This window comes from Massilia litorea, from assembly GCF_015101885.1.
GTDB lineage: Bacteria > Pseudomonadota > Gammaproteobacteria > Burkholderiales > Burkholderiaceae_D > Telluria > Telluria litorea.
The window spans coordinates 4,513,510-4,539,194 of record NZ_CP062941.1; the positions used below are offsets into that span (position 1 = coordinate 4,513,510).

Annotated in this window: 19 protein-coding genes and 1 tRNA gene; 9 read left to right on the plus strand and 11 right to left on the minus strand. The window is 67.6% G+C overall.

Features of this window, described 5'->3' with window-relative positions; translation table 11 throughout:
* Positions 1-48 precede the first annotated feature (48 nt).
* Both LPB04_RS20200 and LPB04_RS20205 read left to right on the plus strand, forming a co-directional pair.
* Positions 49-3,063 carry an ATP-binding protein gene (locus LPB04_RS20200; protein ID WP_227496503.1) on the plus strand — a complete coding sequence of 1,005 codons (3,015 nt, stop codon included), beginning with the start codon at positions 49-51 and terminating at the stop codon, positions 3,061-3,063.
* 136 nt (positions 3,064-3,199) lie between these two features.
* The gene (locus LPB04_RS20205) at positions 3,200-4,192 is read left to right on the plus strand and encodes a GGDEF domain-containing response regulator (protein ID WP_193686252.1); all 993 of its coding nucleotides are present in this window, start codon (positions 3,200-3,202) and stop codon (positions 4,190-4,192) included.
* A gap of 161 nt (positions 4,193-4,353) precedes the next feature.
* Here LPB04_RS20205 and LPB04_RS20210 read toward each other — a convergent pair whose 3' ends face one another.
* On the minus strand, positions 4,354-4,797 hold the full coding sequence (locus tag LPB04_RS20210; RefSeq protein WP_307727260.1) for a hypothetical protein: 444 nt from the start codon (positions 4,795-4,797) through the stop codon (positions 4,354-4,356).
* A 277-nt stretch (positions 4,798-5,074) separates the two neighbouring features.
* Between LPB04_RS20210 and LPB04_RS20215 the strand changes: the two genes are divergently transcribed.
* Positions 5,075-6,703 (plus strand): response regulator, encoded by a 1,629-nt coding sequence (locus tag LPB04_RS20215; protein ID WP_193686253.1) that lies wholly within the window; start codon positions 5,075-5,077, stop codon positions 6,701-6,703.
* Between the two features lie 121 nt (positions 6,704-6,824).
* Here LPB04_RS20215 and LPB04_RS20220 read toward each other — a convergent pair whose 3' ends face one another.
* Positions 6,825-7,289 (minus strand): hemerythrin domain-containing protein, encoded by a 465-nt coding sequence (locus tag LPB04_RS20220; RefSeq protein ID WP_193686254.1) that lies wholly within the window; start codon positions 7,287-7,289, stop codon positions 6,825-6,827.
* Positions 7,290-7,464: 175 nt separating this feature from the next.
* Here LPB04_RS20220 and LPB04_RS20225 point away from each other — a divergent pair, with 175 nt between their 5' ends.
* Positions 7,465-8,181, plus strand: a complete 717-nt coding sequence (locus LPB04_RS20225) for a sensor histidine kinase (protein ID WP_193686255.1) — start codon at positions 7,465-7,467, stop codon at positions 8,179-8,181.
* A 118-nt stretch (positions 8,182-8,299) separates the two neighbouring features.
* Here the strand turns inward: LPB04_RS20225 and LPB04_RS20230 are convergent, their stop codons facing one another.
* On the minus strand, positions 8,300-9,604 hold the full coding sequence (locus LPB04_RS20230) for an NAD(P)/FAD-dependent oxidoreductase (RefSeq protein ID WP_227496505.1): 1,305 nt from the start codon (positions 9,602-9,604) through the stop codon (positions 8,300-8,302).
* A gap of 117 nt (positions 9,605-9,721) precedes the next feature.
* A complete protein-coding gene (locus LPB04_RS20235) occupies positions 9,722-10,240 on the minus strand; it encodes a hypothetical protein (RefSeq protein ID WP_193686257.1) in 519 nt (172 codons plus the stop codon).
* Between the two features lie 176 nt (positions 10,241-10,416).
* Between LPB04_RS20235 and LPB04_RS20240 the strand changes: the two genes are divergently transcribed.
* Together LPB04_RS20240 and LPB04_RS20245 are read left to right on the plus strand one after the other, a co-directional pair.
* Positions 10,417-10,554: a hypothetical protein gene (locus LPB04_RS20240; protein WP_193686258.1), complete on the plus strand. Its 138-nt coding sequence runs from the start codon at positions 10,417-10,419 to the stop codon at positions 10,552-10,554.
* Between the two features lie 78 nt (positions 10,555-10,632).
* A complete protein-coding gene (locus LPB04_RS20245; RefSeq protein ID WP_193686259.1) occupies positions 10,633-11,877 on the plus strand; it encodes a DEAD/DEAH box helicase in 1,245 nt (414 codons plus the stop codon).
* 13 nt (positions 11,878-11,890) lie between these two features.
* Here the strand turns inward: LPB04_RS20245 and LPB04_RS20250 are convergent, their stop codons facing one another.
* On the minus strand, positions 11,891-14,584 hold the full coding sequence (locus LPB04_RS20250) for a bifunctional acetate--CoA ligase family protein/GNAT family N-acetyltransferase (RefSeq protein ID WP_193686260.1): 2,694 nt from the start codon (positions 14,582-14,584) through the stop codon (positions 11,891-11,893).
* A gap of 95 nt (positions 14,585-14,679) precedes the next feature.
* Between LPB04_RS20250 and LPB04_RS20255 the strand changes: the two genes are divergently transcribed.
* On the plus strand, positions 14,680-15,627 hold the full coding sequence (locus LPB04_RS20255; RefSeq protein WP_193686261.1) for a cation diffusion facilitator family transporter: 948 nt from the start codon (positions 14,680-14,682) through the stop codon (positions 15,625-15,627).
* A gap of 6 nt (positions 15,628-15,633) precedes the next feature.
* On the opposite strand, the gene LPB04_RS20260 is transcribed toward LPB04_RS20255, so the two are convergent.
* From LPB04_RS20260 to tssF, 3 genes are all read right to left on the minus strand, one after another.
* The gene (locus tag LPB04_RS20260; protein ID WP_193686262.1) at positions 15,634-18,102 is read right to left on the minus strand and encodes a heavy metal translocating P-type ATPase; all 2,469 of its coding nucleotides are present in this window, start codon (positions 18,100-18,102) and stop codon (positions 15,634-15,636) included.
* A gap of 62 nt (positions 18,103-18,164) precedes the next feature.
* Positions 18,165-19,217 carry a type VI secretion system baseplate subunit TssG gene (gene tssG / locus LPB04_RS20265; RefSeq protein WP_193686263.1) on the minus strand — a complete coding sequence of 351 codons (1,053 nt, stop codon included), beginning with the start codon at positions 19,215-19,217 and terminating at the stop codon, positions 18,165-18,167.
* Entirely contained in the window at positions 19,181-21,049 is a 1,869-nt protein-coding gene (gene tssF / locus LPB04_RS20270; protein WP_193686264.1) for a type VI secretion system baseplate subunit TssF, read from the minus strand. The genes tssG and tssF overlap by 37 nt, the downstream gene beginning before the upstream one ends.
* Positions 21,050-21,267: 218 nt before the next feature.
* Between tssF and LPB04_RS20275 the strand changes: the two genes are divergently transcribed.
* Both LPB04_RS20275 and LPB04_RS20280 read left to right on the plus strand, forming a co-directional pair.
* A complete protein-coding gene (locus LPB04_RS20275; protein WP_193686265.1) occupies positions 21,268-21,714 on the plus strand; it encodes a hypothetical protein in 447 nt (148 codons plus the stop codon).
* A 93-nt stretch (positions 21,715-21,807) separates the two neighbouring features.
* Complete coding sequence (locus LPB04_RS20280; protein WP_227496506.1) at positions 21,808-22,254, plus strand: DUF2127 domain-containing protein; 447 nt, start codon at positions 21,808-21,810, stop codon at positions 22,252-22,254.
* Positions 22,255-22,309: 55 nt separating this feature from the next.
* Here LPB04_RS20280 and LPB04_RS20285 read toward each other — a convergent pair whose 3' ends face one another.
* The 3 genes from LPB04_RS20285 to LPB04_RS20295 all read right to left on the minus strand — a co-directional run bounded on the left by LPB04_RS20285 (position 22,310) and on the right by LPB04_RS20295 (position 25,601).
* A complete protein-coding gene (locus tag LPB04_RS20285) occupies positions 22,310-24,031 on the minus strand; it encodes a L,D-transpeptidase family protein (protein WP_193686267.1) in 1,722 nt (573 codons plus the stop codon).
* Between the two features lie 133 nt (positions 24,032-24,164).
* Positions 24,165-24,257, minus strand: a tRNA-Ser gene (locus LPB04_RS20290).
* Between the two features lie 96 nt (positions 24,258-24,353).
* Positions 24,354-25,601 carry an aspartate kinase gene (locus LPB04_RS20295; protein WP_193686268.1) on the minus strand — a complete coding sequence of 416 codons (1,248 nt, stop codon included), beginning with the start codon at positions 25,599-25,601 and terminating at the stop codon, positions 24,354-24,356.
* Between the last annotated feature and the right edge of the window lie 84 nt (positions 25,602-25,685).

The window sequence follows — 25,685 nt, forward strand, 5'->3', positions numbered from 1 at the left end:
CCCTGTTGAATCGATCCCCCGCCGCTTCTGCGTCCACGGAGGCGCCGCGTGAGCGAGAACCGCGACGACCTCGAACTGATGCGCTCGGCGGCGCTGCGCAATGCCGACCCGGAGCTGGCCGCGCGCCGCGAAGCCGAGGCCGAGCTGGTGGCGGCCAAGGAAGCACTGCGCCAGGCCAACGCGCGCATGGAAAACATGCTGGAAAGCCTGACCGACGCCTTCTGCGCGGTCGACTTCGATTGGCGCATCACCTATGTCAACGGCCGCGCCCTGCAACTGCTCGCGCCCCTGAACAAGACCCGCGAAGGCCTGCTCGGCAAACGCCTGTGGGACGAGTTCGAGGAACTGAACGGCAGCAACCTGGCCACCGAAATGGAGCGCGCGATGCAGTCGCGCCAGACCGGCAGCCGCGAATTCTTCTATCCCCGTCTCGCCGTGTGGATCGAGGCGCGCATGTACCCCTCGCCCGACGGCCTGACCCTGTATTTCCACGACGTCACGCGGCGCCGCGCCGACCAGCAAGCCTTGATCGACGGCAACAGCCGGCTGCAGGTGGCGCTCGCCGCCGGCCGCCTGGGCGACTGGCGCTGGGATTCGGCGAGCGACCGCATCAGCCTTGGCGAGCGCGCCGCCGAAATCCTCGGCCTGGCGCCCGAGGAGCCGCTGGCCTGGCCCGAGCTGCGCGCGCGGCTTGACGAACCCGACCGCGAAACCGTACGCCGCGAGGTGCTGCACGCCTTTGCCTCGCACACCGACCTGAACATCGAATGCCGGCTGCTGCCCGACGGCGGCCAGGCGCGCTGGATCGCCCTGGTCGGACGGGCCGACTACGCCAATCCCGCCCTGCGCGACAGCGTCACCGGCATGACCGGCGTGATGCAGGACATTTCCTCGCGCAAGAACGCCGAGGACAGCCTGCGCCAGAGCGAAGAAGTCCTGCGCGCGCTCGCCAACACGATTCCGCAACTGGCCTGGATGGCGCAGGCGGACGGCGCCATCGTCTGGTTCAACGAGCGCTGGTACGAGTACACGGGCACCACGGCCGAGAGCGCCGCCGGTTGGGGCTGGCAAGACACGGTCGAGCCGGACGCCCTGCCCGCCATGCTCGAACACTGGCGCGCCTCGATCCGCAGCGGCGCGCCCTTCGAGATGGAATACCCGATCCGCGGCGCCGACGGCCAGTACCGCTGGTTCCTGACCCGGGTGAACGCCGTGCGCGACCGCAACGGCAAAGTGGTGCGCTGGTTCGGCACGAATACCGACGTCGACCAGGTCAAGCGCGTCGAGCAGGCCCTGCGCGAAGAATCGAAAGTGCTCGAGCTGCTCAACAGCACCGGCGGCGCGCTGGCATCGACCCGCGACCTGCGCTCGCTGCTGCAGGTCGCCACCGACGCGGCCAGCGGCATTGCCGGCGCCCGCTTCGGCGCCTTCTTTTACCACGGCAAGGAGAGCGAGGGGCCGAAGTTCTCCTTGTATACCCTGTCCGGCGGCACGGCCAACGAATTCCAGAGTTTCGGCGAGCCGCAGGCGACCGCCCTGTTCGGGCCGAGCTTCCGCGGCGCCGGTGTGATCCGGTCAAGCAATATCCTCGACGACCCGCGCTACGGCCCCACCCCGACGCAGTTCAGTTTGCTCTCGGGCCAGCCGACGGTGCGCAGCTACCTCGCCGTGCCGGTCACGGCCGGCTCCGGCGAAGTATTGGGAACCATGTTCTTCGGCCATCCGGAAGCGGGCGTGTTTACCGAACGCACCGAGCGCATCGTGCGCGGGATCGCCGCCCAGGCGGCCGTTGCGCTCGACAATACCCGGCTGTACGAGGCGGCCCAGCAAGCGGCCGAGGAACGCAAGATCTTGCTCGAAAGCGAACGCGAGGCACGCGCCGAAGCCGAGCGCTCGAGCCAGATGAAGGACGAATTCCTGGCGACGCTGTCGCACGAACTGCGCACCCCGCTCTCGGCCATCCTCGGCTGGGCTCAGGTGCTGCGGCGCGGCGGCAAGGACGAAAACGACCTGCAGCGCGGCCTGCAGACGATCGAGCGCAATGCGCGCGCCCAGGCCCAACTGATCGAAGACCTGCTCGACATGAGCCGGATTACTTCGGGCAAGGTGCTGCTCGACATGCAGACCCTGAACCCGCAGGGCTTCCTCGACGCCGCCATCGAGACCGTGCGTCCGGCTGCCGACGCCAAGAACATCCGCATCGAGAAGCGCTTCGCGGTCCATCCCGGCATGCTGGTCGCGGGCGACCCGGCGCGCCTGCAGCAGGTGGTGTGGAACCTGCTCTCGAATGCGATCAAGTTCACGCCGCGCGACGGCCTGGTCACCGTCGATCTCGAGGGACGCGACGGTTCGGTGGTGGTCACGGTGCGCGACAGCGGCGCCGGCATTCGCCCGGAATTCATTACCCATGTGTTCGAGCGCTTCCGCCAGGCCGACGCCTCGATGACGCGCCGCCACGGCGGCCTCGGGCTGGGCCTGGCCATCGTCAAGCACCTGATCGAGCAGCACGGCGGCACCGTGCGCGCCGAGAGCCCGGGCGAAGGACTGGGCTCGAGCTTCTCGTTCGAACTGCCGCTGGCCAAGGCACAAACCCGCGCCGAGCGCCGCGCCAGCATGATTCTCGGCAGTACTCCGCCGCCGGCCGCGCCCGACCTGACGCTGCGCGACCTGAACGGCGCCTCGGTGCTGGTGGTCGACGACGACCGCGACGCGCGCGAGCTGATCGCCCGCATCCTGACCGACTGCCACGCCAAAGTGCGCATCGCCGCCAGCGCGCGCGAAGCGTTCTCCGCCCTGCAGCTCGAGATGCCGGACCTCCTGATCAGCGACCTCGGCATGCCTGAAGTCGACGGTTTCGAGTTATTGTCGTGGGTACGGGCCCTCCCGCGCGACCGCGGCGGCCTGCTGCCGGCCGTGGCCCTGACCGCCTTTGCCCGTTCCGAAGACCGCTTGCGGGCCCTGGAAGCGGGCTTCAGTTCCCATATTTCGAAGCCGGTCGAGCCGAGCGAATTGATCGATGTCGTCGGTTCGCTAGTACGTTCGACGGGTAACCGAAAACGATAATGAAGTTCCTACTATCGGACGCGGCGCTGTCCTACAAGAAATTTTAGAGCCTTTTGCTACACTACTTGAAGTGGGAAAGTTGGATTACTTGAATGAAATTTGTTTCCATCCAGTACCTATTTCGACGAGAAGAAGCATGCCGAGCAGACAAGAAATTTTGAACGCCAAGATCCTGGTCGTAGACGACTCGCCAGACAATATCGAATTGATGGAAGAGATATTGCGCGAGGAGGGCTACGCCAACGTCAGCTCGACCATGGAGCCGGAGCAGGTCTGCCCGCTGCATCGCGAGCACAATTACGACCTCATCCTGCTCGACCTGCAAATGCCGGGGCTGAACGGTTTCCAGGTCATGAAGAGCCTGAAGGAAATCGAGAAAGGCGGCTACCTGCCGGTGCTCGCCCTGACCGCCCAGCCGAGTTTCAAGATCGCGGCCCTGGAAGCAGGTGCGCGCGACTTCATCAGCAAGCCGTTCGACCTGCTCGAGGTGCACAAGCGCATCCACAACATGCTGGAAGTACGCCTGCTCTACAAGGAACTGGCCCAATACAGCCGCGCCCAGCAGGAACTGGCCCTGCACGACGCCCTCACCGGCCTGCCGAACCGGCGCCTGCTGGAAGACCGCATCGAGACTGCCCTGCAGCACGCGAACCGCAGCCATGCCAAGGCCGCGATCATGTACCTGGACCTGGACGGCTTCAAGGCGATCAACGACACCTATGGCCACGCGTATGGCGACGAGATCCTGAAAATGGTCTCGCAGCGCCTGCTCGCTTCGTCGCGCAAGGAAGACACGGTCGCGCGTCTCGGCGGCGACGAATTCATGGTCGTGCTGGGCGACATCCACAGCCTGGCCGACGCCCAGGGCCCGGCCGCGAAACTGGTCGAGGCGCTATGCGAGCCCTTCTTCATCAACGACCTGACGCTGCGCCTGTCGACCTCGATCGGCATCAGCATTTATCCGGACGACGCCGAATCGGTCGACGCCCTGATCAGCATCGCCGACTACGCCCTGTACGAAGCGAAGCGCGCGGGCAAGAACCGCTACTGCTCGACGGGCAGCAAGCCGCAGCAGGCGATCAAGACGCCGACCAAGCAGCCGGCACCGGAGCTGGTGCCGCACAGGTAGGGAGTACGCAAACAATAAAGGCCCAATCCGTCGCATCGGATTGGGCCTGTTTGCATTCCACGATCGCATCGATCTTGTTGTCGGCCTTCGGTATTTCGCCGCAAACGATAAGGGCATACACCCGCGTTATAGCAGGCGTATGCCCCAGGACCGTTCCCGAATCAAGCCGTCCCGACATCCTTCGACGTCTGCGCAGTGCCGACATTGGCGTGCCCGCAGGCTTCTTCATTGTGCGCGGCGATCGCGCCGGCGCCCTGGTGGTCGCGCGCGGCTTCCACCTTTTCCGGCGCCACTTCGATGCGCGTGATGCCGGCGTCCACCGAGATCGGGTCGCTGGCCGGGAAGGTCATCTCGACGGCGTCGTCGAGCAGGGTTTCCTTGGCCGTTTCGGACGCCGACAGCGAGCCGGGAGCCGCCATCATCTCGATGGCGAACGCATTGGCAATCACCTGGTGCCGGGCCAGCTGGCCAATGGTGGTCACGTTGAACGCGTCGGCGAGCGCCTTCGCCTCTTTCTCCCCGATCCCGCACAGGGCGGTCAGCGGACTATCGACCAGTTCGTGGAGCGATTTGCCCTGGTACTGCTCGGTAACAATCGTGTTCATGTTCATTTTTTGTCCTCTCAAGTAAGCAGCCTGTCCCCGGGGCGATGTGTCGCCGGGAGTCGCGTCCACTATCGCATGGACGCCTGAAGCAGTATGTGCGCTGGCGAACACGCAACACTGCGCACGATTGCGGGGCGATTGCCCATAAACACGATAAATTGCCGTGCTATCATTCGTTCGCTTCAATTGTGTCTTTACTTTGGAAAACACAGGCGCTCTGCTATCCTTTCAGTCCCGCAGAAATCTGGCCCATTACGACGAACGCAGCAGGAACGACGTGCCAACTACCGACAAACCAAAGATTCTGGTCGTCAATGACGATGCGGCCAGCCTGCTGGCCCTCACCAGCCTGCTGGACCAATGGGCCGACGAGACCGGCTATACGGTCCTGGCCGCGCGCTCCGGCCAGGAAGCGCTGCGCCAGGTGCTGTTGCATGACTTCGCCGTCATCATCCTCGACGTCAACATGCCCGGCATGGACGGCTTCGAGACGGCCGAGGCGATCCACCAGCGCGCCCGCTCCGCCGACATCCCGATCATCTTCGTGACTGCCTTCCTGGCCGACGAGATCGACCGCCTGAAGGCCTACCAGCGCGGCGCCGCCGACTTCCTGTTCACGCCGGTCATCCCGCAGATCCTGCACGCCAAGGTCTCGGTGTTCGTGGCCCTGGCCAACAAGAACGAGCAGCTGCGCCGCCAGACCGAAAAGCTGTCCCAGCGCACGCTCGAGCTGACCGCCACCAACGAGCGCCTGATGAGCGAGATCGAGGAGCGCCAGGCGGCCGAGCGCAAGAGCCACGCCAAGGACGAATTCCTCGCCATGCTGGGCCATGAGCTGCGCAATCCGCTGTCGGCAATCAGCAGCGCCGCCGCGCTGATCGACATGCCGGGCGCGCACGCCGAGATGGCCTCCAGGGCGCGCCAGATCATCCAGCGCCAGACCCAGCATTTGTCGCGCATCGTCGACGACCTGCTCGACCTGTCGCGCGCGATGTCGGGCAAGATCCTGCTGGCCAGGAAACCGGTCGACATGGCCAGCCTGGTCGGCGCCTGCCTCGACACCTTCCGCGCCACCGGCCGCACCGGCGGCTACCGCATCAACGTCGACCTGGCGCCGAACTGGGTCGACGGCGACCCGACGCGCCTGGAACAGGTTGCGACCAACCTGATCGACAATGCCCTGAAGTACACGCCGGCCGGCGGCACCATCGACATCACGATCGGCCTCGAAGGCGAGGAAGTGCTGCTGACGGTGCGCGACACCGGCGTGGGCATCGCCCCCGACCTGCTGCCGCACGTGTTCGACGTCTTCGTGCAGGGCTCGATCAGCCTGGACCGCGCACAAGGCGGCCTGGGGATCGGGCTGTCGCTGGTGCGGCGCCTGGTCGAGCTGCATGGCGGCAGCGTCAGCGCCACCAGCGGCGGCGCCAGCGAAGGCAGCGCCTTCACCATCCGCCTGCCGCGCGCTCAGGCGCCGGAGGCCGCGGCGACGCCGCATGCCGCCCAGCCTGCCGAGGCGGCCGGCAAGCCGGCGGTCCTGCTGATCGAAGACAACGAGGACGGCCGCGAAATGATGGCGACCATGCTCGACGTGTATGGCTACCCGGTGCTGCAATCGGCCGACGGCCTGGACGGCGTGGCGCTGGCCACCGCCCACCTGCCGAACGTCGCCCTGGTCGACATCGGCCTGCCCGGCATCGACGGCTACGAGGTCGCACGCCGCCTGCGCGCCAATCCGGCAACCTCCGCCATGCGCCTGATCGCCCTCACCGGCTACGGCCTGGCCGAAGACCAGCGCCGCGTGCTGGAAGCGGGTTTCGACATGCACCTGGTGAAACCGGTCGACATCGCCCAATTGCTCGGCGCGCTGGGCGAGCCGGCGCCGCTGCCCACTGCCGCCGGCTGATCAGGCAGCGCGCGAATAAAAAAGCCGCACAGTACACTGTGCGGCTTTTTTTCGTCCTGTGGCGGCCGTGGCGGCCGTGGCGGCGCGGCGGCCGCCATCCGGCACCGGCTGCGGGGCTCGCTTATTGTGCGGCTTCGATCTCCTGCTGGCGCGCCTTCATTTCCTGGCCCAGCGCTTCCAGGTCCAGCTTCAGCTCGCGCGTCTTCGGGAACATCTCTTCTTCCTCTTCCTTGACGTGGTGCTCGACCAGCTCGCCCAGCACCTTGACCTTGGCGTCGTACAGGTCGTCGCCCGGGTCCATTTCCATGATCTGGGCGATCAGGTCCTTGGCCGAGGCGTGCTCGACGACGGCCTCATCGACCATGTCTTCCGTTTCTTCGCTCGCTTCGCGGGTGGCCGGGTAATAAATCTCTTCCTCGATCGTCGTGTGCATGATCAGCGCATTGCAGATCTCGTCGGCAAGCTTTTTCTTGCTGACCTTGGCGCGGTCGGTCATGTTCTCGAAGCGGTCGAACATTTCCTTGACTTCGCGGTGTTGCTGGGTCAGCAGCTCGATTGCGTCGATGCTTCCGTTTGGTTTGGCCATGAGAACTCCCTGAAAAGTTTGTGTATTTGGTAATGCATCCAGGGCTCCAGCATCGTCCGAAACGGCGCGCCGTACTGTACGGCAGCGCACGCAGGCGCGGATGCCGATGCGCCGGCGTGCGCACTTCCGGTGCGAAGCTGTTGTATGATTTGGGAAACATTCAACCGAGCCCACGATGACCGCACCGGACCCGCATCACCTCGACCCGGACCTGGAACGGCTGGTTGCCGAACGCACCGCCGCACTGACCGAACTGGTCGCCCACCTGATGAGTTGCTGGGACGACGAGCGGCGCCTGCTGGCACGCAAACTGCACGACAGCCTGGGCTCGTCGATGACGGCGCTGACGATGCACCTGGGCCTGCTGTCGAAGGGCCTGAGCGACCCCAAGGCCCTCGAACGCGCGGGCCAGATGAAGACACTACTCAACGGCATCATCGAGACCAACCGCACAGTGCAGCTGGGGCTGTGGAACGACAAGCTCGAGTTTTTGGGGATCAAGGCGGCACTCGCTGAACTCGTGGCCGAGTTTGGCCAGGAGCACGGCGTCACGGCGCGCGTCAGCCTGCCGGACGACGACGACGCCTACCCGCGCGAACAGGGCGTGGCGCTGCTGCGCTGTGCCGAGGAAGGCTTGCGCAACGCCTTGCACCATGCGAAGGCCGGTTCGGTGGACGTGATCCTCGACGACGATGGCGAGCAACTGATGCTGACCGTGCGCGACGACGGCGTGGGCCTGCGCCAGCCGCCGGTGCCGGAGTCGCTGCGTTGCCATGGGCTGCGCCTGCTGCGCGAACGGGCGCGGGCGCTGGGGGGGAGCGTGACCTTGATGCAGTTGGACGGGGGCGGGACGGCCTTGACCATGATTTTGCCGAGGCATCGGGCCGGGTAAGATTGTCCGGGCGTTTCACGGCCCGTAAACGCGTGGGCATGCCCACCCTACGTTACGCCAGCGCCACCGTAGGGTGGGCATGCCCACGCGTTTTACGTACCAATGCGCACCGCACCGCTCAATGCAACTTGACCAGTGGCGTCGTCCTGCGAATCAGGAACCGCGCAATCGCCAGCACCCCGGTCCGCATCGCCCCCAGCACAGCCTGGTGGTGCATCAGGTGCAGGCTCGTGTACATCACGCGCCCGACCATGCCTTCGACGAACCAGCTGGCGCCGCTCAGCGAACCCATCAGGCTGCCGACGCTGGTGGTCTTGCCGAGCGAGACCAGCGAACCATAATCCCGGTACTGATACGGCTTGTCATTGTGCGGCTTGCCGGCCGCGCGCCGCACGAATTCCTTCAGCAGGTAGTCGGCCTGCTGGTGCGCCGCCTGGGCGCGCGGCGGGACCGGCTTGCCCGCGGCGTCGATGCAGGCGGCGCAGTCGCCCAGCGCGTACACGCCGGGAACGCCCTTCACACGCAGTTGCCCGTCGACTTCGATCTGGCCGCCCTTGTTGACCGGCAGGCCGAGCGTGCCGAGGAATTCGGGCGCGCGGATGCCCGCTGCCCAGACGCACAGGCTGGCCGGATAGACATGGCCGTCGTGATCGAGCACGCGGTCGGCCTCGATCTTCGTCACGCGGCAGTTGTTGACGACGCGGATGCCGCGTTCGTCCAGCAGTTTCAGGGCCGCATTCGAGACCCGTTCCGGCAGCGGCGCCAGGATGCGCGGCGCGCCCTCGAGCAGGGTGATGCGCACGTCGCGCTTGACCTGCAGGCGCGAGAACCCGTAAGTGGCATACACGCCCGAGGCCTCGCGCAGTTCGGCCGCCAGTTCGACGCCGGTGGCGCCGCCGCCGATGATGACGACGTCGAGGGCCGCCTCGGCGTCCTTGCGTTCCTCCCGCGCCTGCTCGGCGACCGCCATCAGGCGCAGCATGCGCAGGCGGAAGCGCTCGGCGTCCTCGGTGGCGTTCAGGGAAATCGTGTGTTCGCGCGCGCCGGGCACGCCGAAATAATTCGAAGTGCTGCCGACCGCGATGACGAGCGAGCCGTAATCGATGTGGCGTTCGTGAAGCACGTCTTCGCCATCGAGCGCGCGCACGGCGCCGACGGTGATCCGGCGCGCCACGTGGTCGAGCGCCGTCATCGGGCCGTAGATGAAGGTGAAACCGTTATCGTGGGCCAGCATCTGGTAAGAGAGGCCCTCCTGGTGGATGTCGAGGGTGCCGGCCGCCACCTCGTGCAGCGAGGGCTTCCAGATGTGGTACAGGCGGGTGTCGACCAGCATGACCCTGGCGGGACCCAGCTTGCGCCCCAGTTTGCAGGCCAGCTCCAGTCCGCCCGCTCCTCCACCTACGATGACGATTTCGCTTTGCAAGCCATCCTCCATTCGTTGCGCCGGCGGCGGTGCCGCGTATTGGCTACATGGCAAGTGTACACCCGGAGGAGAAACGGCGTGCGCGGCAATGGCCGCGCCGGAGGACGGGCAGCGGCTTCAGTCGCCGTGGCCGCGGCCGTGGCCTTTTCCGTGGCCGTTGCCATGACCGTTGCCGTGCTTGTCGTGCTTGTCGTGCTTGTCGTGCTTGTCGTAGCGGTCGTCATCGTCACGGCGCTCCTCGACATAGCGCACCTCGCGCACTTCGCGCACGACCGGACGCTGCTCATAGTGGCGCTCGCGGTAGCGCGGCGCATAGGTATTCGTGTACCAGTCGTCGCGCACGAACATCACCGGACGGCCGCAGGCGTCGTAGCGGCCGCAGTAGCGCGACCACTCATGGCGGTGCCGCGGCGGCACGCGCAGGTAGACCGGTTCGCTGCGCACGTGGCGCACTTCGCGCACGATGATCGGCTGCTCGGTGTAGACGACCGGGCGCTGGGCGAAATCGCCGAGATCGATGCGGCCGTAGAAGCCGGGCTGGCCGATATTGATGCTGACGTTGGTCTGCGCCAGCGCAGGAAGGGCGGCGGCAACCAGTGCGGCGCCGAGGAACAGGGAACGGAGCGGGGATTTCATGATGGGTCCTCTCATGGTGATGTCGGACGAACTTTATCATTTGCAATGCAAAATCTTTGTTCGCTGCAACACACATTTACAACTTCCCCTATCACTTTCTGCACGGATCGAAGATGCCTCGCCGTGCGCGCACCGAACCGAAAGCTCGCTATCATGGAGGAGAAGGAGGAACCGCCATGACCAAGCGTGCCCTGCGCTTCGGCGCCGTTGCCCTTGCCTGCTTGCTGGCCAGTGCCTGCAAGGGCCGCCAGGAACCGGTCAAGCCGATCGCCGCCCTTACCCTTACGCCCATCGTCTGCTTCATCGACTACTAGCGGGACTGGGCGCATCAAATTGTCCGCCGCGGCGCCGTGCGAGGTAAACTGGCGGCTGTTCATTTGTCCAAGGTTCACATGTCGTTTTCCTCGCTCGGCCTGATCGACCAGATCGCAGGCACCCTCGCTACGCTCGGCTACAGCACACCGACCCCGGTCCAGTCGCAGGCCATTCCCGCCGTCCTGGCCGGACGCGACGTCATGGCCGCGGCCCAGACCGGTACCGGCAAGACGGCCGGCTTCGCCCTGCCGCTGATCCAGCGCCTGGCCATGAAAGGCCAGCTGTCCCCCAACGCGGCGCGCGCCCTGGTGCTGGTGCCCACGCGCGAACTGGCCGAGCAGGTGCACGAGAGCGTCAAGGCCTACAGCGCCGGCCTGCCCCTGCGCACCATGGTGGCCTATGGCGGGGTCAGCATCAATCCGCAGATGATGCACCTGCGTAAAGGCGTCGACCTGCTGGTCGCCACGCCCGGCCGCCTGCTCGACCTGGAGCGCCAGAATGCCCTGAAACTGAACGGCGTGACGATGCTGGTGCTGGACGAAGCGGACCGCATGCTCGACCTCGGCTTTTCACGCGAACTCGACCAGATCCTGGCCGCCCTGCCGAAGACACGCCAGACCCTGCTGTTCTCGGCGACCTTCTCGGATCCGATCCGGGCGCTGGGCAACAGGCTGCTGCGCGACCCGGTCCGGATCGAGACGGCGCCGCGCAACACGACGGTCAAGGCCATCAAACAGTGGGTAGTGCCGGTCGACAAGAAGCGCAAGCCCGAACTCTTCCTGCACCTGCTCAAGCAGCACGGCTGGGGCCAGGTGCTGGCCTTCGTCAAGACCCGGCGCGGGGTCGACGAACTGGTCGAGCTGCTGGCGGCGAAACGCATCGATGCCGATTCGATCCACGGCGACAAGCCGCAGCCGGCGCGCCTGCGCGCGCTCGAGCGCTTCAAGGCGGGCGAGGTCCGGATCCTGGTGGCGACCGATGTCGCCGCGCGCGGGCTCGACATCGACGACCTGCCGGTGGTGGTGAACGTCGACCTGCCGATCGTGGCCGAGGATTATGTGCACCGTACCGGGCGCACGGGGCGGGCCGGCGCCTCCGGCGAGGCGGTGTCGCTGGTCTGCGCCGACGAAGTCAACCAGCTGGCGGCCATCGAGCAGCTGACCGGGCAGACCCTGCAACGGGTCGAGGAACCCGGCTTCGCGCCCGATCACCGGGTGCCGGAGACGAATGCCAGCGGCCAGGTGGTCAAGAAACCTAAAAAGCCGAAGAAGCCGAAGGGCGATGCGAAGGTGGTCAGCGAGGACGTGCGCTTCCGGCGCTGAGTTCCAGGCTGCGTCAGCGCAGCGTCAGCGTCAGCTTGCGCACGCCCTCCTCGCCCGAGGGCGAGACCGTGAAGCCGAGCTTGCGCACCAGGGCGATCATGCGGCTGTTCTGCGGCAGGACCTCGCCGACGATCTCGCGGGTGCCGCGCACCCGGCAGTAATCGATCAGCTTCTGCATCAGGATCCGGCCCAGGCCATGCCCTTTCAGGTCCGAGCGCACCGTCACCGCGAACTCGGCGCTGACGTTGTCCGGGTCGGCCACCACGCGCCCTACCCCAAGCGTCTCGGGCAACCCGTCCGGCCCGGTCCTGGTTGCGATGAAGGCCATCTCGCGGTCGTAGTCGATCTGGGTGAAGCGCGCCAGCTGCGAGGGCTGCAGTTCGCGCACGCGCACGAACATCCGGTAGCGCACGTCGTCCGGCGTCAGCGCGTCGAACAGCCGCAGGTGGGCCGGCCCGTCCTCGGGCCGCACCGGCCGCAGCAGCAGCGGCGCGCCGCACCAGTCGATGGTCTCTTCCAGTTCGCGCGGATAGGGCCGGATCGCGAGGCGGTCGAGGGTGCTGCCGGAACGGTCGGCCAGCGCCAGGCGCATGCGGGCGTCGAGCACGATGGCGCCATTGGCGTCGGCCAGCAGCGGGTTGATGTCGAGTTCGACGATTTCCGGGATGTCGCACACCAGGCGCGAGACCTGCACCAGGGTCGCGACGATCGCATCCATGTCGGCCGGCGGCCGGTTGCGGTAGCCGGCCAGCAGCCGCGCCACCCGCGTGCGGTCGATCATCTCGCGCGCCAGCACCGCGTTCAGCGGCGGCAGCGCCACCGCGTGGTCGTCCGCCACCTGCGCCGCGATGCCGCCCTGGCCGAACAGGATCACCGGCCCGAACACCGGGTCGGTCGCCGCGCCCAGGATCAGCTCATGCCCTTCCGGCCTGCGCGCCATCGCCTGCACCGAAAAGCCCTCGAAGCGCGCATCCGGGCGCATCTCGCCGAGGCGCTTGCGCACGCGCTGGGCGGCGGCGCGCACCGCCTGTTCGGAGTCGAGGTCGAGCGCCACGCCGCCGACGTCCGACTTGTGCATCACGTCCGGCGAGAGGATCTTGACGGCCACTGGAAAGCCGATGCTGCGCGCGGCGGCCACCGCGTCGTCGACGGTCTGGGCCGCGCGCGTCTCGACCAGCGCCATGCCGTAGGCACGCAGGATCGCCTTGGTCTCGGGGTCGGACAGCAGGTAGCGGCCCGCGGCCAGCGCTTCGCGCACCAGCGCGCGCGCCATGCCCCGTTCGCTGGCGGCGATGCTCGAGACCGAGGGCGGTACCTGCATCAAGAGGTTCTGGTTCTGGCGGTAGTGGACGATCTGCAGGAAGCCCGCGACCGCGTCTTCGGGCGTGTCGAAGGTCGGCATGCCGGCGCTGGATGCAATCTCGCGCGCCTCGAGGACCGAGTCGCCGCCCAGCCAGCACGAGAGGACGTTGCGCGAGGCGCCTTTCGCCAGCGGCGCGATCGCGCGCGCGACGTCGGCGCTGTCGACGGTGGCGGTCGGCGCGTGCACGACCAGCACGGCGTCGGCGTTCGGGTCCTGCAGCAGGATCTCGAGCGCCTGGCGGTAGCGTTCGGGTTCGGCGTCGCCGTGCAGGTTGACCGGATTGGCATGCGCGACCCGGCGCGGCAACACGGCGGCCAGGCGCTCGATCGTCGCCGGCGCCAGGGTCGCGGCGACGCCGCCGCCGCAGACCAGGGCGTCGAAGGCGAGCACGCCGGGACCGACGCCGTTGGCGAGGATCGCCAGGCGCTCGCCGTGCAGCGGTCTTGCGTGCGCGAGGGTCTCGACCGCTGCGAACAGCTGCTCGGTGGTGAACACACGCAGCATGCCGGCGCGCCGGATCGCCGCGTCGAACACGTCGTCCATGCCCGCCAGCGCCCCGCTCTCGCTGGCGGCGGCGCGGGGCTGGCCGAACCTTGCGGCACCGGCGCGCCCGGCCTTCAGCACCAGGGTCGGCTTGCTGCGTGCCGCCGCGCGCGCGGCCGACATGAATTTACGGGCATAGCGCAGGTGTTCCACATAGAGCAGGATCGAGCTGGTTCCGCCATCGCTGGCCAGGTAGTCGAGCACGTCGCCGAGGTCGACGTCGCTCGAATCGCCGAGCGCAATGAAATGCGAGAAGCCGATCCCGCGCGAGCGTGCCCGGTCGAGCACCCCGGTCATCAGCGCGCCCGATTGCGAAACGAAGGCAATCCGTCCAGGCAGCGCGCCGCTATTGGCGACGCTGGCGTTCAGGCCCAGGCCGGGCGCCAGCAGGCCCGCACTGTTCGGCCCGAGGATGCGCAGCAAATAGGGATTGGCCGCATCGAGCATGGCCTGCTTCAGGGAGCGGCCGCGCTCGTCGCGGGCCTCGGCCAGGCCGGCGCTGAGCACGATGGCCGCGCGCGTCCCTTTTTCGCCCAGCTGGCGGATGATCGTCGGCAGCGTTGCCGGCGGGGTGCAGATCACGGCCAGGTCGGGCGCGGCCGCCAGGTCCGCCACGCTGGCCACGGTGGGCAGTCCGGCCAGTTCGGTGTAGTTCGGATTGACCGGGTGGATGCTGCCGCGAAAGCCGCCTGCCATCAGGTTGTGCAGCAGCGTGGTGCCCAGGCTGCCGGGACGGTTCGAGGCGCCGATCAGCGCCACCGAGCGCGGCGCGAACAGTTTATTCAGGTTGCGGACGCTCATGGCGCAGCCGTGCCCGGTGAAAACGGCGAATTCGCTAGACTGGACACCAAGCTGACCTCCTGTTCGAACACGACCGAAAACAATGAACGAAACGAATGAACGAAACCGATAACGACACCAAGCCCGCCACCGACAGCAAAAAGGTGATCTATGCCGCCATCGTCGCCAACCTCGGCATCGCCGCCGCCAAGTTCGTCGTCGCCGCGTTCACCGGCAGCGCCGCGATGCTCGCCGAAGGCATCCACTCGGCGGTTGATACCGGCAACGAGCTGCTGCTGCTCATCGGCGAAAAGATCAGCGCCAGGAAACCGGACGCGCGCCATCCCTTCGGCTACGGCAAGGCCGTGTACTTCTGGGCGCTGGTCGTCGCGCTGTCCGTGTTTTCGCTGGGCGGCGGGCTGTCGATCTACCACGGCATCCAGAGCCTGCGCGCGCCGGAAGCGCTGACCGACCCCACCTGGAACTATGTCGTGCTGGGCGTCGCCTTTCTTTTCGAAGGATACAGCTGGAACGTATCTCGCCGCGCACTGAACGGCAAGCGCCGTCCCGGCGCCTCGCTCTGGCAGACGGTCAAGGCGAGCAAGGACGCGTCGACCTTCACGGTCTTCATCGAGGATACGGCGGCGCTGATCGGCATCGTGGTGGCGGCGGCCGGCATTTTCCTGGGCCACCTGTTCGACAACGTGTATATCGATCCCGCCGCCTCGATCGCGATCGGCCTGCTGCTGGTGGGCGCTTCCTTCACGCTGGCGCGCGAGACCGGCGCCCTGCTGCTGGGCGAAAGCGTCGGCGTCGAACAGACCGGCAAGCTGAAGGAACTGTTTCGCGCCGACCCGGCCATCGAGAGCGTCGGCCAGCTGATGACGATGCAGCTGGGGCCGCAGGACGTGCTGCTGACGGCGGCCGTGCGCTTCAGGCGCGGCATGCGCATCGACGAGGTCGACGTGGCGATCGCCCGGCTCGAGCGCGCGGTGGAGGAATTCGACCCCGCGATCACGCGGGTGTATTTCGAGGCCGCCGCCCTGCGCTCGGCGATGCGCTAGCCGCCCTTACGCCGCCGAGCGCGCCGTCACCGGATAGCCGGCTTCGTCGATCGCCGCCGCGATCCGCTCCAGCTCCGCGCGGCTGTCGATCCGCACCTTCTTGCTGGCCAGGTCGATGTCCACCTTCGCGCCGGCGTCCAGTGCCTGCACGGTTTTCGTCACGCGGCCCACGCAGTGGCCGCAGCTCATGCCTTCCACAGTCAGTTCATACATCGTTTTTTCTCCTGTCGATTGGGGTGCCGCACGCTCAAACTGCGTGCCGGCGGTTTTAAGATTCGTCGGCGCCGGCCGCCAGCCGCGCAGCAGCAGCGCGTTGGCGACCACGCTCACCGAACTGAGCGCCATCGCGGCGCCGGCCAGCATCGGGTTGAGCAGGCCGCAGGCGGCCAGCGGGATGCCGACCAGGTTGTACACGAAGGCCCAGCCCAGGTTCTGGCGGATCTTGCTCCAGGTGCGCTGCGAGACCGCGATGGCATCGGCCACCAGGCGCGGATCGCCGCGCATCAGGGTGATGCCGGCGGTGTGCATGGCGACGTCCGTGCCGCCGGCCATCGCAATGCCGACGTCGGCCGCCGCCAGCGCCGGCGCGTCGTTGATGCCGTCGCCGACCATCGCCACCGTGCCGCCGGCCGCGATGGCCGCACGCACGGCCTCGGCCTTTTCGCCGGGCAGCACCCGGGCCGTGTAGCGCGCGATGCCGAGCGCTTCGGCCACGGCCCGCGCCGCCCCCGCATTGTCGCCGGTTAGCATCATGGGCGTCACACCCATCGCTTTCAGGCGCGCGACGGCCTCCACAGCGCCTTCCTTGATGCGGTCGCCGAACGCGAGCAGGCCCAGGACCTCGGGTGCGCCCTGCCCGCCCTGCGTGCCCTTTGCCAGCCACGACACCGTGCGTCCGTCGGCCTCGTACCGGTCGGCGGCGGCGCGCCAGGCATCGGTATCGGCGTTCAGCTCCTCCATCAGGCGCGCGTTGCCGAGATAGACGGTCGCGCCGTCGACCTCGGCCTGCACGCCGCGCCCCGGCAAGGCACGCGCCGCGCCGGCCAGCGGTATCGGCAGGCCCTGTTCCCGTACGTGGCCGGCGACCGCATGCGCCAGCGGATGTTCGCTGTGCTGCTGCACCGCCGCGGCCAGGGTCGCCACCGCTCGCGCATCATGGCCCTCGACCGCAACGACCCGCGGCCGGCCTTCGGTCAGGGTGCCGGTCTTGTCGAACACGACCGTGTCGACGGCGTGCGCCCGCTCCAGTGCTTCGGCGTCGCGGATCAGGATGCCGTGGCGCGCGGCGGCCCCGGTGCCGACCATGATCGCGGTCGGCGTCGCGAGCCCGAGCGCGCAGGGACAGGCGATCACCTGCACCGCCACCGCATTGAGCAGGGCCGCCTGCCAGTCGCCGGTGGCCAGGCCCCAGCCGAGCAGGGTCAGCAGCGAAATGAGCAGCACGACCGGCACGAACAGCGCGCTGACGCGGTCGACCAGGCGCTGCACCGGCGCCTTGACGGCCTGCGCGTCCTCGACCTGGCGGATGATTTTCGAGAGCATGGTCTCGGCCCCGACCGCCGTCACCTCGACCAGCAGCAGGCCTTCGCCATTCACGGCACCGCCCGTCACGCGCGCGCCCGGGCCTTTCGCCTGCGGCAGGCTTTCCCCGGTCAGCAGCGACTCGTCGAGGTGGCTGCGGCCATCGAGCACGCGCCCGTCGGCGGCGACGCGCGCGCCGGGACGCACGACCAGCACGTCGCCGACGCGCAAGCTGTCGAGCGCAATCGCGGTGTCGACGCCGCCGCGGCGCACGATGGCTTCGCTCGCGCGCAGCGCTTCGAGCGCGCGGATCGCTTCCACCGTCTGCCCCTTGGCGCGGGCCTCGAGCCATTTGCCGAGCAGGACCAGGGTGATGACGGTCGCCGACGATTCGAAATAGAGGTGCGCGCTGCCGGGTCCGCCGCCCCTTGCCAGCAGCCAGACCGACAGTCCGTACGCCGCGCTGGTGCCGATCGCCACCAGCAGGTCCATGTTGCCGCTGCCGGCGCGCAGCGCTTTCCAGCCGGCCCGGTAGAAGCGCGCGCCGAGCCAGAACTGCACCGGTGTGGCCAGCAGCCATTGCAGCGCGCCCGGCAGCGACCAGTCGCGGCCCACCAGATGGCCCAGCATCGGCGCCGCCAGGGGCGCGGTGAACAGCAGCGCGAACGCCAGCGGCCACCAGGCCGGCGCGGTCCTGGCGCCTGCCGCCGGCCTGGCGGCGGGCGTCACGCTGCCCTCATAGCCGGCCTTGCGCACGGCCGCCAGCACGGCATCGGGCGCCGCCGACCCGCGCACGCTGGCCCGTTCGGTCGCCAGGTTGACGCCGGCATCGAGCACCCCGGGCACCGCACGTATCGCTTTCTCGACACGCGCGACGCAGGAGGCGCATGTCATACCGGAAATATCAAAGCTGGCCACGCCTGCATCGGCAAGCTGATCGGTTTTCTTGTCCATGGTTTTTCCTTTCGATCCACGCCAGCATAGACCTTTCCACCATGGGAAGGTCAAGCGAAAGCTCAGCCCCTCGCCCCGAGCGGGGCCATCGGCAGCACGAGGTAGCGCATGTCGGCCCGGTCTGCCTGTGCGGTGCTGCTGACGAGGAAGCTGTCGCGTCCGAGGCGCGCCGCCGCTCCTGCAGGCCCGGCCAGCTGGACAGGCCGCACTTCCTGCGCGCGCAGCACGAGCTGCACTTCGAAGCCGACCGTGGGTTCGGCGAACCTGCGCAGGATCGCACGCAGCAGCGCACTGCCGGCGCCGCTGGGCAGGAAGTGGGCAAACGCAGCCGCATCGAGCGGACCGATGCGCAGGCGCGCGCGCAGGTCGGGCCGCCAGCTGCGCGCGCCCAGCAGGACGTTTTCGCCGAGCTCGGCATTGACGCCCAGCGCGGCCTGTTCATCGGCATGCAGGCGGTCCCAGTAGCCGACCGCTTCCTCGAGTTCCACCGCGACGCCGAGATAATCGGACAGCAGGCGCGCCAGCACCACGCCCGGGCGCGGACGCTGTTGCAGCAGGCCGGCGAAATGGGCGATCAGGCCATCCGGCACCGGCGGCGCACCCGGAGGGCGGCCGGGCGGGCAACCGGCCAGGGCCAGCAGCAGCGGCCGGAAGCGGTCCGGATCGCCCTCCCTGCCGGCGGCCATGTGCTCGACCCGGCTTTTCTGCCAGGCGCGGTAGAACAGCGCCAGCATCCGGTTCGACACCAGGTCGAGGAAGGCGCGCGGCGCAGCATCGTCGCGCCCGCCCTGCCAGGCGGCGATGCGTTCGGTGACGTGCAGGGGCAGCGCGCCGTGCACGCCGAGCAGGCCCATGAAGGCCGGGGTCAGGCTGAAGCGGTCGCCTTCGGACCCGTCCGGAATGCGGGCGATGGCCTCGATCTCGGATGCGGGAAAACCCAGCCCCAGGCTGTTCTCGAAGCGCAGGCGCTCGCGCAGGGCCTGCCCGGACGGTACGCCCCGCTCGGCCAGCCAGGCCAGCAGGATCGATACCGCCTGGACGAACTCGAAGGTGTGCGGCGCCGCCAGCAGCCGCTCGATCAGGGGCGCAATTTCTCGACGCTGCGTGGGGGGCATGCGAACATCTCCTCTCCGCTCTGGTGCGAGACGATCTCGAGCCGGGTGAAGCAGTTGAGCTGGCTGTTCAGGGAAAAATAGCGGTCCATCACCTGCGCGAACACGTAGAGCGAACTGCCGGCGAAAGCCTCTTCGTCGACCGTCATGCGGATGCCCACCCCCGGCATCAGCGAGGATACCGGCCGGGTCCTGAGCCAGGCGCGCACGCTGCCGTGCTCGAGGCCGACGATGCCCGCGATCTGGCGCCGCGCGACCGGAGAACGCGGCAGGTCGTACAGGGCCAGCATCTTCTGCAGGTCCGGCAGGCCGGCCGTCGTCAGTCCCCCATGGTTCAGGGCCAGGTGCGCGATCAGGCGCCAGTGGGCGCAGTCGCTGCCGCTACCGCCACCGAAGCGCCAGCTCGGGGTCGGCTTGCGGAGCAGGCCGAAGGGCACGGCGCCGCTCGAGGATTCGGCCAGCAGGTCGCCGGCGGGCTGGCCGATGCGCAGTTGCAGGGGCAGGTCGCGGTTCGAGCAGGTCAGGTCGGTCGAGATCGTGGCGCTGGACGCCTCGTCCGCACTGAATTCCGGATCGACCAGGGCCAGCTTGAGTTCGTGCCCGGGACTGATCCGGGCCAGCGTCTCGTCGCGGCGGGCCACCCAGAAGCGGCCCGGCGCCGCTGCCGCTGCCGCTGCGCCCTCGTGGCGCACCGCGTACAGCGGGCCGAATTCGGTGACGCCGGTGTGTCCGCGCGCCTCGCGCACGACGCATACCTTGTCGATGCTGTGGATCTCGAAAGCGGCGGCGTGGGCGCCATCGGCCGCGAGCCGGTATTCGGCGCGCGTGTGCGACAGCTGGATCGGGTCGCCGGCCTTGCGAAACAGGTTCACCACCGGCGTGCAGCCGAGCAGCAGGTGGCGCGCCGCCAGCGGCGCCAGTACGCGCGCGGCATCGCAGTCGCCGCTCATGCCGGCCAGCCCGACGTGCAGCGTGCAGCGCTCGCAGCCCGGCGGCAGGCGCCCGGCAAGCGCGCCCAGGTCGATATCGATGAAGTTGAATTTTTCCGGATAAGTGAAATACTCGGTGAGCAGGCGGAAGGCCGGATGCGAACGCGCCGGCGCCGGCAGCAGCGCCTCGTCCTCTTCCAGGCCGGCCAGGCCCAGCGGTATCGTGTCGAGCGCCAGCCAGGGTTTGCCATCGCCGGCCTCGACCCAGGCGGCACGCGCCCGCATGAACAAGGCATCGATCAGGGCGGCGCGCAGCGAGGGCTCGCCGTCGACGAACACACGCAGCCGGCCCATTCCCTGGCGGCACAGGGCGGAGAGCGCCCCTTTCCATTCCAGGCAGATCGCCACGCCCGCGGTCACGCCGCGCGGCAGGCCCGCTGCGCGCGATGTTCCAGCGGGCAGCGCGAACGGGACCGCGAAGGCCGCGCGCACGATCTGGAGCGGGCCGGTCAGCACCGGATAGACGGTGCGGAACTGGCAGGCCGTGCCGCCGACCGGGCTGCTGCGCAGCGGCGTGCCGCGCGCGATGGCGGCGAACTCCCCCGCATCGCGGCCGGACTGGACAATCCGGGCCACAGAATAGGAAGGCAGCGGACGCAGGTAATGGGGATACAGGCTCTCGAGCAGGGACTCGGTGAATTTCGGATGGTCGTCGTCGAGGCGCTTGTGGATGCGCGCGCTGAGCAGCGCCACCGACTGGATCAGGCGCGCGACGCTCGGATCCTCGTAGCTCTCGCCGGCGATATGGAGCTCGCCCGCCGGCTTCGGAAAGCGGCTGCGGAACTCGCGCGCATACTGGCCGAACAGTCCCAGCTCTTCCTCGAAATACCGTAATAGCTCATCCATACGTTCTCCGCGCTTGCTGGAAACGAACCATGCTCCCATTGCGTTGCCCCTGCGGCTTTGACTGGCGATAAGAACTGCTGCGGGCTCATGCGAGGGGCGCAGCGCCACCGGACGCAAATAGCGGCAGGTTTCGCCGGGCGCCGCTTTGAGATAGCGCAAACTTGATATCGGTAGTGGAGGCACACTGGCCTGGATTCCCCCGCGCTGGCGAAGTTCCGATGGCCCCGCTCTCCTCGTCCTCCCCGCACACGGCAGCAAGCGCCCTGCGCCGCGCGCGCAAGCTCCTGTTCGTTCGCATCCACGCGCTCGCCTGCCTCCCGGACGCCGGCTTCTGTGCCGGATTCGATGCGATCGTCACCGCGATCGAGGCCGACCTGGCGCATGAGCAAATCGTCATGGAAACCCTGGCCTTCGACGGCCTGCGCGAGCGCCTGGCCGAGAATGCACTGTTGCTGGCCTCGCTGCACCGCATCGTGACCCAGGTCGAAGCCGGCAACGCCGAACTCGGCCGTGTCGCCCTGGCAGCCGCGGCCGACCTGCTCTCGCTGCATCGGTTGACGACCGACCTGGCGCTGGTACTGGCGCGGCCGGCGAGTCCTGTCCCGAATCATTCCCACGCGGCCAGACCTCCGAAGGCCGGTCCGGGGCGCAGGCGCAAACCGTGACGATCGGGACATTGCCGGCCTGAGCAGCGGGCGACGTACAGGCGGCCTGATCAGGTAGCATACGAGCAAACCCGAGATCGGAGAGCCATGCATATGTCGCGAGGTATACGGGCGGTCGCCCTGCTCGAGGGGGCCAAGGGGGCCGTCGTCCTGCTGGCCGGATTCGGCCTGTTTTCGCTGGTCCACCGGGACGTCCAGCGTTTTGCCGAGATCCTGGTCACCCATGCCCACCTGAACCCGGCATCCCGCGTGCCGCGCGTGTTCCTCGCTTTCGCGAACCGGCTCGACGATGCGCGGCTCTGGCAGCTTGCGGCGGGAGCGATGGCCTATTCGGCGGTACGCCTGGTCGAGGCGTACGGCCTGTGGTACGGGCGGAGATGGGGCGAGGCGTTTGCCGCGGCAAGCGGGGCGGTGTACGTTCCCTTCGAGGTGAGGGAACTGATTCACCGGCCCGGTCCGCTCAGCCTGGCGCTGCTGCTTGTCAATCTCGGGATCGTTGGGTACATGCTGTATGCCCTGCGGCGGCGAACGGCGCGCTGATCTCTCGGGGGTGCGAACCGGTCTGCTCCGTTCGCCGTACAGCCGAAGCGACAGCTTATTCCGGAGATCGGCCTTCCGCAGGGGCCATCTGTCCGTAGCGTGCCCGCAAGTCCTGCTCGAGCTTGCGGTCGCGGCCGTAGACATCCCTGGCAAAGCGCGGCATCCCTTCACTGTCGACGCTGGCAGTAGCGTAGAAAATCACGACGGGAATCGCGTGGACCAGGTCGACGTGCCGGGTCGGCCCCGCCTGCAGCGCGTCCTGGATCGTATCGGCATTCCATTGCCGCTGCTGGCTGAGCACGAACTGGGCCAGAGCGGCCGGATGCTCGACCCGGATGCAGCCGTGCGACAGGTCGCGCCGGCTGCGCTGGAACAACTCGCGGGCCGGGGTCGAGTGCAGGTAAATGTCCATTGGATTAGGCAGCGCGAACTTGATCGCCCCCAGTGCATTTTTCGGCCCAGGGCGCTGGCGGACGCGCGCCCGGCCGGCCCGGAGATCGGCCGCGCTGGCGCCTGGCGGCACCGTCTCCATGTCGTTCTGCGTGAGGTAGGCAGCGTTGCGCTCGAGCTTGGGCAGCATTTCCTTTTCGAGAATGCTGCGCGGGACGTTCCAGTAAGGGTTGAACTCGACATAACGCATCTGGCCGACGAAGAGCGGGGTTTCGGTCTTGACCGCGGAGCCAATCACGACGCGCATCTCGAGCGGCGCCTCGGTGCTGCCCTTGTTCAGGGCCCACAAGCGGTAAGCCGGCAGGTCGACCACGATCAGCGGGCCAGGGCCGAAGTCGGGTAGCCAGCGCAGGCGCTCGAGCGTCAGTTCGAACTGGCGCACGCGCTGGGCCGGGGGGACATTCAGCGCGTCGATCGTGCCGCGGCCGAGCACGCCGTCTTCATCCAGGCCGTGACGGGCCTGGAAGTGCCGGACGCCCTCTTCGACCGGGTCGCTGTAGATTCCCTCGGGCGGTGGCGGCGCATCGGCCGCCAGGTCGCCCAACAAGACCAGGCGCGCATACAGCGCCTTCACGGCCGGATAAGCCCCGCCGGGCAGGACCTTCGCATCCGGTCGCGGTAGCGCCGGATAAGCCTGCCCCGCCAGCTCGCGGTACTGCGCCAGGGCCGCCTTGACCCGTCCGTACTGCCAGATTTGCGGCTCGGCCGCCTGCACCGCAGCCTGCAGCTTGCCGGCGGCGAGCCCGGTACGCAGGCGCTCGACCGGGTCGTATTGCCTCAGCCGCGGATCGGGTGCGCGGCTGTGATATTCGGAGCGCACGCGGCCGACGCGCAGGTCGGCCAGGTAATGGAGCATGGCCGAGGTCAGCGCGACGTCGAAGCGGGCGGTATCGGCTTCGCCCGAGCGCAGCTGCCGCTGCAGGGAGTCCGCGCCGTAGTCGGCCGGGTTCAAGCCCTGCAGCGCGGCCCGGCGCAGCACCCACAAGGCCGCCGCGGCGGTCGACGCATTCCAGGCTGGCGCATAGTTGCGGGGGGCGTAGAACCGATCGAGCCAGCCACGTTCGTCGTAGGGACCCGCAGGCAGCGACGGAGACTGCGAAGCCTGGACCGTCAAGGCATGGATTGCGGCGGGAGCCGGCTGCGCGAGGCCGCTGGCGGGGGCGAGCGCTGCAATCGCACAAAGCGCGAGCGCAGCGCGGATTGTCTGGGTGAGCTTCATGATACTTTCGAACTTTGGGGCCTGGCTGACCGATTCGGCGGTGGTGAACCAGGCGAAAAAAGGCGGCTTGCGGTGACTGCAGCGCTGTGCACGGTGGGATTCGCCCACGTTCCGCGGGCCGCGGTTGCGCGAGTACGCGCAACCCTTCGAATCCCACCCGGAGAGCGCGCAGGCGCTCTCCTCGTCTCCGCCGAGTTACAAAAGAAAAAGCCACCTTTCGGTGGCTTTTTCTTTTGTAACCTGGCGGAGACGGTGGGATTCGAACCCACGATACGGGTATAAGCCATATGCATCCTTAGCAGGGATGTGCCTTCGGCCACTCGGCCACGTCTCCAATCAACTCCAGCAAACTGCGCTAGCGCTGAGTGCAAGCATCTTAATGGGCGGTGCCCGATTGGTCAAGGCAACGCACCCAAAAATATGGAAAAAGTTAAGCTTTTTCCAAGTCAAAAGCTTTATGCAGGGCACGAACGGCCAGTTCCATGTACTTCTCGTCGATCAGCACCGAAATCTTGATCTCGGAGGTCGAGATCATCATGATGTTGATGCCCTCGTCGGCCAGCGTACGGAACATCTGCGAGGCGACGCCCACGTGGCTGCGCATGCCCACGCCGACCGCCGACACCTTCGAGACCTTGGCATCGCCGACGACGCGGGTGTAGCCCAGCTCTTCGCGCTGGCTTTCCAGCACCGCCAGCGCACGCTGGTAGTCGCCGCGCGAGACCGTGAAGGTGAAGTCGGTCTTGCCGTCCACCGACTGGTTCTGGATGATCATGTCCACTTCGATATTGGCGTCCGAGACCGGGCCCAGGATGTGGTAGGCGACGCCCGGCTTGTCGGGCACGCCGAGGACGGTAATCTTGGCTTCATCACGGGTGAATGCGATACCGGAGATGACGGCTTGTTCCATGTTGGTTTCTTCCTCAAACGAAATCAGGGTGCCGGAGTTGGCTTCCTCGTGCAGCGGCATGTGCGGATCGGTCAGCGACGACAGCACGCGCGTCGGGACCTGGTAGTTACCGGCGAACTCGACCGAGCGGGTCTGCAGCACTTTCGAGCCGAGCGAAGCCAGTTCCAGCATTTCTTCAAAAGTAATCTTTTCCAGGCGGCGCGCCTCATCGACGACGCGCGGGTCGGTCGTGTAGACGCCGTCCACGTCGGTGTAGATCAGGCATTCGTCGGCCTTCAGCGCGGCGGCGATCGCCACGGCCGAGGTGTCCGAACCGCCGCGGCCCAGCGTCGAGATGTTGCCCTCTTCGTCCATGCCCTGGAAGCCGGTGATGATGACGATCTTACCCGCGTCGAGGTCGGCGCGCACACGCGTGTCGTCGATCGACTGGATGCGGGCCTTGGTGAAGGCGGAATCGGTGCGGATGCCGGCTTGCCAGCCGGTGTAGGACACGGCGTCCTTGCCGATGGCCAGCAAGGCCATCGCGAGCAGGCCGACCGAGACCTGTTCGCCGGTCGAGGCGATCATGTCCAGTTCGCGCGGGTCGGGCTGGTCCATGATCTGTTTGGCCAGGCCGATCAGGCGGTTGGTCTCGCCCGACATCGCGGACGGCACCACGACGATCTGGTTGCCGGCGTCGTGCCACTTGGCGACGCGGGCTGCGACGTTCTTGATGCGGTCCGTCGAACCCATCGACGTACCACCGTATTTGTGGACAATTAATGCCATAACAGGAAGCTTCCCAGCGTGGAGAGGATAAAAGGGAACACCTACTCTAGCATGTTGCACTGCAAGATCGCAATGAGGGAAGGC